This is a genomic window from Streptomyces sp. NPDC033221, from assembly GCF_055577005.1.
The window spans coordinates 270,482-278,410 of record NZ_JBVIQN010000011.1; the positions used below are offsets into that span (position 1 = coordinate 270,482).

Here is a 7,929-nt window from a genome sequence, read left to right on the forward strand (position 1 = left end):
GCGCGCACTCCGCCGCCTCGCAACACTCCCCCGTCCCGTAACGCCCCGCCGCTCCCGGCCACTCTCCGCCGTCCCCCGACCGGCGGGGTCTCCGCGCGTCCCGTGGCGGCCGGCGGGCCGGGCGGGTTGTACTGAGGCGCAGCCCTCGACGCGGTACAGGAGCAAGGAGCGCCGGATGAGTCAGGTGGGCCAGGTGAGCGGGACGGGCCAGGTGAGCTGGGCGGGCCATGAGCGTCGCGCCTGTGTGAGCGGCCGGGCCGCGCGGGCGGGCCGCCCGTGATGGCCCGCATGAAGGAGCGCGGCCGGTCCGAGGGTCACCGCGCGGCCACCCCGCTGGAGCTCTTCTTCGACCTGTGTTTCGTCGTGGCCGCCGCCCAGGCCGGGCGGCAGCTCGTGCACGCCCTCGCCGAAGGGCATCCCGGGCACGGCATCCCGGGTTATCTGATGCTTTTCTTCGCCATGTGGTGGGCCTGGGTCAACTTTTCGTGGTTTTCGTCCGCGTACGACACGGATGACGCGCTGTACCGGGTGGTGACGCTCGTACAGATGGCGGGCGTGCTGATTCTGGCGGCGGGGGTGCCGCGCGCGTTCGACGGTGACTTCGTGGTGGTCTGGTCCGGCTACCTGGTGATGCGGCTCGCGCTGGTGGCGCAGTGGCTGCGGGCCGCGCACGGCAGTACCGGTCCCGAGCGGACCACCGCGCTGCGCTACGCCGGCGGGGTGACGCTGTGCCAGTTCGGCTGGCTGGCCCTGCTGCTGACGCCGGAGTCCGTACGGCCGTGGGTGTTCCTGGCGCTGGCGGTCGCGGAGATGGCCGTACCCACGCTGGCCGAGCGCGGCCATCAGACGGCCTGGCATCCGCACCACATCGCGGAGCGGTACGGCCTGTTCGTCATCATCATGCTCGGTGAGACGGTCGCCGCCGCAACAGTGGCCGTGCAGTCCGCGGTGGACGAGCAGGAAGCGCTGGGCGGCCTGCTGCCCATCGCGGCGGGTGGCCTGCTGCTGATCTTCGCCGCGTACTGGATCTACTTCGCGGTCCCGATCCACCTGCACCTCGCCTCCAACCGGCAGGCGTTCGTCTGGGGCTACGGGCACTACCTGGTCTTCGGCTCGGCGGCGGCGATCGGCGCGGGGATCGAGGTGGCGGTGGAGGAGTCGGTTGGCAAGGCGCACATCTCGGAGTTCGCGGCGTCGGCGTGCGTCACCGTGCCCGGCGCGCTGTTCATGTTCACCGTGTGGCTGATCCACTCCCGCCATCAGAAGCGCGGCCCGGCCCAGCAACTGGTGTTGCCGGTGTCGTCCGTTCTGGTGCTGGCCTGTACGTTCGCGGGTCATGGCGCGGTGCTGCTGACCGGGCTGGTGGCGTCGCTGACGGTGGCGGTGGGAGCGACGCTGACCGCGCGCCAGGGGCAGGCATTGGGGAGCTGACCGCGCGCGGGGGCGGTCTCCGGCGAGCTGACCGTGCGCCGGGACGGGCTCCGGCGAGCCGAACCACCGCCGCAGCCGACCCGCCGCCGCAGCTGACCAGCCGCCACATACGGTGCTCACCACCTCACACGGGGCCGTGGGCCCCACGCGTCAGGCCGTTCGTATCGTGTCCGGGCAGACCCACGGAACCCATGCTTCCGGCCAAAGGTCCTGCACCTTTCGGCCATTGGCCTCTCGCGGCGCATGAAGACCGCCAGGACCGGTGCCGACTGTTTCCCCGAACGGTGTAGGGTGCAGATTGCCCGATTTATACCTACGACAGCCCACCGGCCCGGAGCCGACGGGCGAGGAGACGCCACGACATGGCTGCCCGCCACGCCCAGCCAAGCGGTACGCGAATAAGGATGACCCGTCGCGGCAAGGCCGTGAGCGGCCTCGCCCTGACCACGCTCGTGGGCACCGCGCTGTGGGCCTGGCCCGCCTCCGGCGACGACCACGACGGCCACCGCGCCGACCAGGCCCGGCCGGCCCCCTCGGCCCCGGACACCCCCGCGCTGCACGTCACCGGCGGTACCGCCGCGCCGGCGCCGCGCGCGATCCCGGACCTGAGCGACGCCACCCGCAAGCAGATCCCGGCCGAGTCCCGGCAGGTCCTGGTCGTCACGGGGCAGGGTGCGGACCAGCACGACTCCTCCGTCGTGCTCTACACCCGCGCCGAGAACTCCGACGACTGGCGGCCCGGCGCCCGGTGGGCCGCGCACAACGCGTCCCGGGGCTGGACCAAGGACCACCATTACGGCGACCTGCGTTCGCCGCAGGGCGTGTTCACGCTCAGCGACGCGGGCGGCAAGTTCGCACCGCCCGAGGGCACCAAGCTGCCGTACGACCGGAACGACAGCTTCGTCGCGCACGGCACCGGCGTCGAGGGCGAGCCGCTGGGCGGCGCCTTCGACTACGTCATCGCCATCGACTACAACCGCGTCAAGGGCTCCTCGCCCCTGGACCAGCGCCGCCCGCAGGGCGCGGCCAAGGGCGGCGGCGTCTGGCTGCATGTCGACCACAACGGCCCCACCCAGGGCTGCATCAGCCTCAAGCCCGAGGTGATGCAGGAACTGCTGCGGACGCTGGACCCGGCCCAGCACCCGGTCATCGTGATGGGCCCGGCGGGCCACTGACACCGGGCGCCGCCGACCGGGACGGCCGCACCGCCGGTACGGGCCACACCCGCCAGGCCCGCCGCACCGGCCAAGACAGCTCTTACCGCCCCCGCATCACCCGTGGTACGCATGTGCCATGGCCGACGACGCTCAGCACTCGCTCGACGAAGCCGCCCCCCGCGCCACCGCCTTCGCCCCCGGGGAAACCCCGCAACGTCCCGGCCCCCGTGACGCGTTGACCGACGTCACCGGGCTCCGGGTCGGGCACGCACAGCGCCTCGGCGACGGGTGCCTGACGGGCACCACCGTCGTCCTGACGCCCGAGGGCGGCGTCATCGCCGCCGTGGACGTACGCGGCGGCGGCCCCGGCACCCGCGAGACGGACGCCCTGGACCCGCGCAACCTGGTCCAGCGCATCGAGGCGGTGGTCCTCACCGGCGGCAGCGCCTTCGGCCTGGACGCCGCCTCAGGGGCAGTGGCCTGGCTGGCGGAGCAGGGGCGCGGTTTCCGCGTCGGCCCCGACCCGGCGCAGGTGGTCCCCGTCGTACCGGCCGCGGCCCTGTTCGACCTGGGGCGTGGCGGGAACTGGCACGCGCGCCCGGACGCCGCGCTGGGGCGCGCCGCCATCGAGGACGCCGCGGCAGCGGAGCTGAACGCGCCCGTCCGGCAGGGCAACACCGGTGCCGGTACGGGCGCGGTGGCCGGCGGCGTCAAGGGCGGCATCGGCACCGCGAGCCTGGTCCTGCCCTCGGGCATCACGGTCGCCGCGCTGGCGGCCGTCAACGCGGCGGGGGCTGTGGTCGACCCGCGTACCGGTGTGCTGTACGGGCAGTACGGGGACGTGTGCGAGGAGTTGGCGCGGGCGGCCTCCGAGGGCGGCGCCGGTCTGCCTTCCCCCGGCGCGCACGCCGACGCGCGACGTCGCCTCGCCGAGGCCCGTACCGCTTCCGAGCGACGTTCGGCCGCTTCCGTGCACCCGCCGCTGAACACCACCCTCGCCGTCGTCGCGACCGACGCGGTGCTGACCCGCGCCCAGGCCCAGAAGCTGGCGGGCACCGCTCACGACGGGCTGGCCCGCGCCGTACGCCCGGCGCATCTGCTGACCGACGGCGACACGGTCTTCGCGCTCGCCACCGGTGACCGGCCGCCGCTGCCGGAAGAGGCGGCCGCCGACCCGGCGTTCGGGGCGCTCGCCGAGGCCGGCGCCCTCAACGAGATCCTGGCCGCGGGGGCCGATGTGCTGGCCCGTGCGGTGGTCAAGGGCGTACTGGCGGCGGAGACGGTGGACACTCCGGGCGGCTGCTTCCCGTCGTACCGTGACCTCTACCCGTCGCAGCCGCCCTCCTGACTCCGGTGGTAGAACGGGCCATATGTCCGCGCCGCCTCCTCCCCCCACGCTCGTCCAGCCATCGCCCAGGAAGAAGCCGGGCCCGCCACCGCCGCCGAAGCGGCAGCGGCGGCTGTGGTGGCACCGGCTGTTCCTCGGACTCTGGTACCGGCCCGTCGAGGTGATGGACGAGGCGCGCGACCGCAGTGCCTGGAGCGCGGCCGTCCTCCTCTGCCTGATCAGCGGCGCTCTCGGCATCCTGTCGGTGGACGCGTTCCGCAAGCAGTGGCCGGCGGACCAGCAGCAGGCACTGGAGCTGGCGGCCATCGCCGAGGCGGGCGTGCTGGTCGCCAGTCTCGCGCTGGGCATGGTCACCCACGCCATAGCGCGCACGATCGGCGGGAACGGCCGGTTCGAGCCGACGGTCAGCCTGTTCATCGTGCTGTTCTGGGTCACCGACCTGCCGCGGCTGGTGCTGGCCACGTGGCTGCCGCACGGCTCGACGCTCGTCCAGGCGGTGGCCTGGTCGACCTGGGGCTTCGGCTATCTGCTGGCCATCCTGCTCATCCGGGGCCAGCACCATCTGTCCACCGTCAAGGCGGCGGTGGCGGTCGCGGTGCAGATGCTGGCCTCGCTGGCGCTGCTGAAACTGGGGCCGGTGCGCTGAGGCGGGGCGCGTTCCCCCGGGCGGCACCGCTCAGTGCCGCTCGTTGCCGCCCAGTTGCCGTACGAGTCCGGCGAAGGCCTCGCGCTCGGCGGCGCTCAGCTCCACGCGTTCGGACGGTGGTCCGGCCGGTCCGGTCTGCCGCGGTACCGCGCGCAGCAGCGGTCTCGTGCCGTTTCCGGGTGTCGCGCCGAATCCGCCGTTGGCTGGCGGGGTCCCGAAGCGGCCGTTTCCGGACGGGTTCCCGAAGCGGTGCCGGCGCACGATCCGGGCCTGGCTCACGGCCCACCCGACGGTGACGGTGAGCAGGATGGCCAGGCCGATCTGCTGGAGGAGCGGAACGGAGGGGAACATGCGGTCCTCCAGGTCGGGTGCGCGACGGTGCGATTCCGGGCCCGTGCGGGCCCCGGCGGGGCGGACTTCAGTAGTAGACACCATGTCAGGGACTTCCGTCAGGGGATTGAACGGACTTACGCCCCACAAGTGACGTAACTCCCACACCGCTCCCGCATCACTCCCACACCTCCCCACCTCCCGCCCGCCCTCCCCACGTTTCGCGCACACCGCCCGTGCGCGGACGCCCCCTTCCCCTCGCCCAAGATCGTCCACGAGCATGTGGCACCCCGCCCTCCCGACGTGAGGAGTCCGCACGTGCCGCAGCCGACCGCACCGCGCGCCACCCAGAAGGCGCCCGTCGCTCCCAAAGCCCTGGAAGGCGTCCTGGTCGCCGACTTCAGCCGGGTCCTGGCCGGTCCGCTGGCCGCCGCCACGCTGGGCGACCTGGGCGCCGAAGTGATCAAGGTGGAGCGGCCCGGCTCCGGCGACGACACCCGCTCCTGGGGACCGCCCTTCTCCTCCGACGGCACCGCCGCGTACTTCGACGCCGCCAACCGCTCCAAACGCGGCCTCGCCCTGGATCTCGCCGACCCCGGCGACGCCGCGGCGGCCCGTGAGCTGGCCCGCCGGGCCGACGTACTGATCGAGAACTTCCGGCCGGGTGCGCTCGCCCGCTACGGGCTGGACCCGGCGGCCACCCTGGCCGCCCACCCGGGCCTGGTGCACTGTTCCATCACCGGCTTCGGCTCCGGCGAGGGCGCGCACCTGCCGGGCTACGACTTCGTCGTGCAGGCCGTCGGCGGCCTGATGAGCATCACCGGCGAACCGGGCGGCCCGCCCCTGAAGGCCGGCGTGGCGCTCGTCGACGTCCTGACCTCCAAGGACGCCGCCACCGCCGTCCTGGCCGCGCTGCGCCACCGCGACCGCACCGGGCAGGGGCAGCACGTCGAGGTCAACCTGCTGTCGTCGCTGCTCGGTTCGCTGGTCAACCAGGCGTCCGGGCGGCTGGCCACCGGCCGCGATCCGGGCGCGATGGGCAACCGGCATCCGAGCATCGCCCCGTACGAGACGCTGGCCTGCCGGGACGGTGAGCCGCTCGCCGTCGCGGTCGGCAACGACCGGCAGTTCCGGGCGCTGGCGCAGGCGCTGGACGCACCCTGGCTCGCCGACGACGAGCGCTTCGCCCGCAACCAGGACCGGGTGCGGCACCGTACCGAACTGGTCAAGGAACTGGAGGAGCGGCTGGCGGCCGAGACGCCCGCGGCCTGGGCCGAGCGGCTGACCGCGGTCTCCGTGCCGTGCGGGCCGGTCCACACCGTCGGCGAGGCGCTGGAGCTGGCCGGACGGCTCGGCCTGGACCCGGTCGTGCCGGTCGGCGCGGACCGGACGCCGCAGGTGCGCAGTCCGCTGCGGCTGACCGCCACACCCGTCGTCCCGCCGCACGCGCCGCCCGCTCTGGACGAGCACGGCGACCCCTTGCGCGCCTGGCTGTCCGGACCGGCCGACGCCCCCCTTCCCCCCCCCTCATGTGACGCTCGTCACAACGAAGTCGGGAGTGCAACCAAACCCGTCCGTAGTTGCTGTTTACCAGCACTGACTGACAACACCCTTGCATGGAGCAGCCCGTGACAATGCCGGACAACACCGCGCCGCCCGCACCGTCCCGCGCCAAGCGCCGGCTGCGTCGCGGTCTTGCGGCGGCCTCCCTCCTCGCCGCCGGTGCCCTGGCCCTGTCCGCCTGCGGCGGTGACGCCTCGGCGGGCGGCAACGACGGCAAGGGGCAGGCCGGTGCGGACGCCGCGGCCGCCAAGGACGCCTCCGAGGCGAAGATCTCGGTCACGTCGAAGAACGGCGCCACCGACGCCAGCATCAACGACACCGGTGTGAAGGTCAGTGGCGGGAAGCTGACCGAGGTCAAGCTGGTGCAGGCGGACAACGGCGCCGAGGTCAAGGGCTCGATATCCGCCGACGGCTCCTCCTGGAAGCCGTCGGTGCAGCTGGAGCGCGGTACGAAGTACAAGCTGGTGGCCAACGCCAAGGACGCCAAGGACCGGGCGGCCACCGAGAACGCCACCTTCACCACCGTCTCCTCGAAGAACAGCTTCATCGGCTCCTACACCCCCGACGGCGGCAAGACCGTCGGCGTGGGCATGCCGGTGTCCGTCAACTTCGACAAGACGATCACCAACAAGAAGGATGTCCAGTCCCACATCACGGTGACCTCCAGCAGCGGCCAGAAGGTCGTCGGGCACTGGTTCGGCGCACGGCGCCTGGACTTCCGCCCCGAGCAGTACTGGAAGGCCGGCTCCAAGGTCACCCTCAAGATCGACCTGGACGGGGTCAAGGGCGGCCAGGGCATCACCGGCGTGCAGTCCAAGACGGTGACCTTCACCATCGGCCGCTCCCAGGTCTCCACCGTCGACATGGACACCCAGACCATGACGGTGGTCCGCGACGGCAAGACCGTGAAGTCCATCCCGATCTCCGGCGGCAGCCCGAAGAACCCGACGTACAACGGCCAGATGGTCATCTCGGAGAAGTTCGAGCAGACCCGCATGGACGGCTCCACCGTCGGCTTCGGCGGCGAGTACGACATCAAGGACGTCCCGCACGCCATGCGGCTGTCCAGCTCCGGCACGTTCATCCACGGCAACTACTGGGGCAGCCCGTCGATCTTCGGCAAGTCCGGCACCAGCCACGGCTGCGTCGGCCTCCAGGACAACAAGGGCGGCGGCGGCAGCACCAACGGCAGCTGGTTCTTCGACAACTCGCTCGTCGGTGACGTCGTGGTCGTCAAGAACTCGCCCGACAAGACCGTGAAGCCGGACAACGGCCTCAACGGCTGGAACATGTCGTGGAGCGAGTGGCAGGCGGGCAGCGCGGCCTGATCCCGCACACCTGGTACGACATGGCGGTGGGGGGGGGGGGGGGGGGGGGGGGGGAAGGGGGGGGGGGGGGTTGTGTTCTGACCCAGTCAGGGTGGCTTCTTTCGGGGGGGGGTGGTTGTCAGTGGG

At 72.7% G+C, this 7,929-nt stretch carries 7 protein-coding genes; 6 read left to right on the forward strand and 1 reads right to left on the reverse strand.

Annotated elements, in window-relative coordinates; genetic code table 11:
- The first annotated feature begins 279 nt into the window (after positions 1 to 279).
- The 4 genes from ACZ53K_RS17785 to ACZ53K_RS17800 all read left to right on the forward strand — a co-directional run bounded on the left by ACZ53K_RS17785 (position 280) and on the right by ACZ53K_RS17800 (position 4,582).
- Positions 280 to 1,431, forward strand: a complete 1,152-nt coding sequence (locus ACZ53K_RS17785) for a low temperature requirement protein A (RefSeq protein WP_468837025.1) — start codon at positions 280 to 282, stop codon at positions 1,429 to 1,431.
- 404 nt (positions 1,432 to 1,835) lie between these two features.
- Positions 1,836 to 2,606, forward strand: coding sequence for a L,D-transpeptidase family protein (locus tag ACZ53K_RS17790; protein ID WP_468837027.1), 771 nt, complete (start codon positions 1,836 to 1,838; stop codon positions 2,604 to 2,606).
- A gap of 118 nt (positions 2,607 to 2,724) precedes the next feature.
- The gene (locus tag ACZ53K_RS17795) at positions 2,725 to 3,936 is read left to right on the forward strand and encodes a P1 family peptidase (protein ID WP_468837030.1); all 1,212 of its coding nucleotides are present in this window, start codon (positions 2,725 to 2,727) and stop codon (positions 3,934 to 3,936) included.
- A 22-nt stretch (positions 3,937 to 3,958) separates the two neighbouring features.
- A complete protein-coding gene (locus ACZ53K_RS17800; protein ID WP_468837033.1) occupies positions 3,959 to 4,582 on the forward strand; it encodes a YIP1 family protein in 624 nt (207 codons plus the stop codon).
- 30 nt (positions 4,583 to 4,612) lie between these two features.
- On the opposite strand, the gene ACZ53K_RS17805 is transcribed toward ACZ53K_RS17800, so the two are convergent.
- Positions 4,613 to 4,933 carry a hypothetical protein gene (locus ACZ53K_RS17805; protein ID WP_468837036.1) on the reverse strand — a complete coding sequence of 107 codons (321 nt, stop codon included), beginning with the start codon at positions 4,931 to 4,933 and terminating at the stop codon, positions 4,613 to 4,615.
- A 297-nt stretch (positions 4,934 to 5,230) separates the two neighbouring features.
- On the opposite strand from ACZ53K_RS17805, the gene ACZ53K_RS17810 reads away from it, so the two are divergent.
- Positions 5,231 to 6,544 carry a CaiB/BaiF CoA transferase family protein gene (locus ACZ53K_RS17810; RefSeq protein ID WP_468837038.1) on the forward strand — a complete coding sequence of 438 codons (1,314 nt, stop codon included), beginning with the start codon at positions 5,231 to 5,233 and terminating at the stop codon, positions 6,542 to 6,544.
- Entirely contained in the window at positions 6,529 to 7,803 is a 1,275-nt protein-coding gene (locus tag ACZ53K_RS17815) for a L,D-transpeptidase (RefSeq protein WP_468837040.1), read from the forward strand. Before ACZ53K_RS17810 ends, ACZ53K_RS17815 begins: the two co-directional genes overlap by 16 nt.
- Positions 7,804 to 7,929 lie beyond the last annotated feature (126 nt).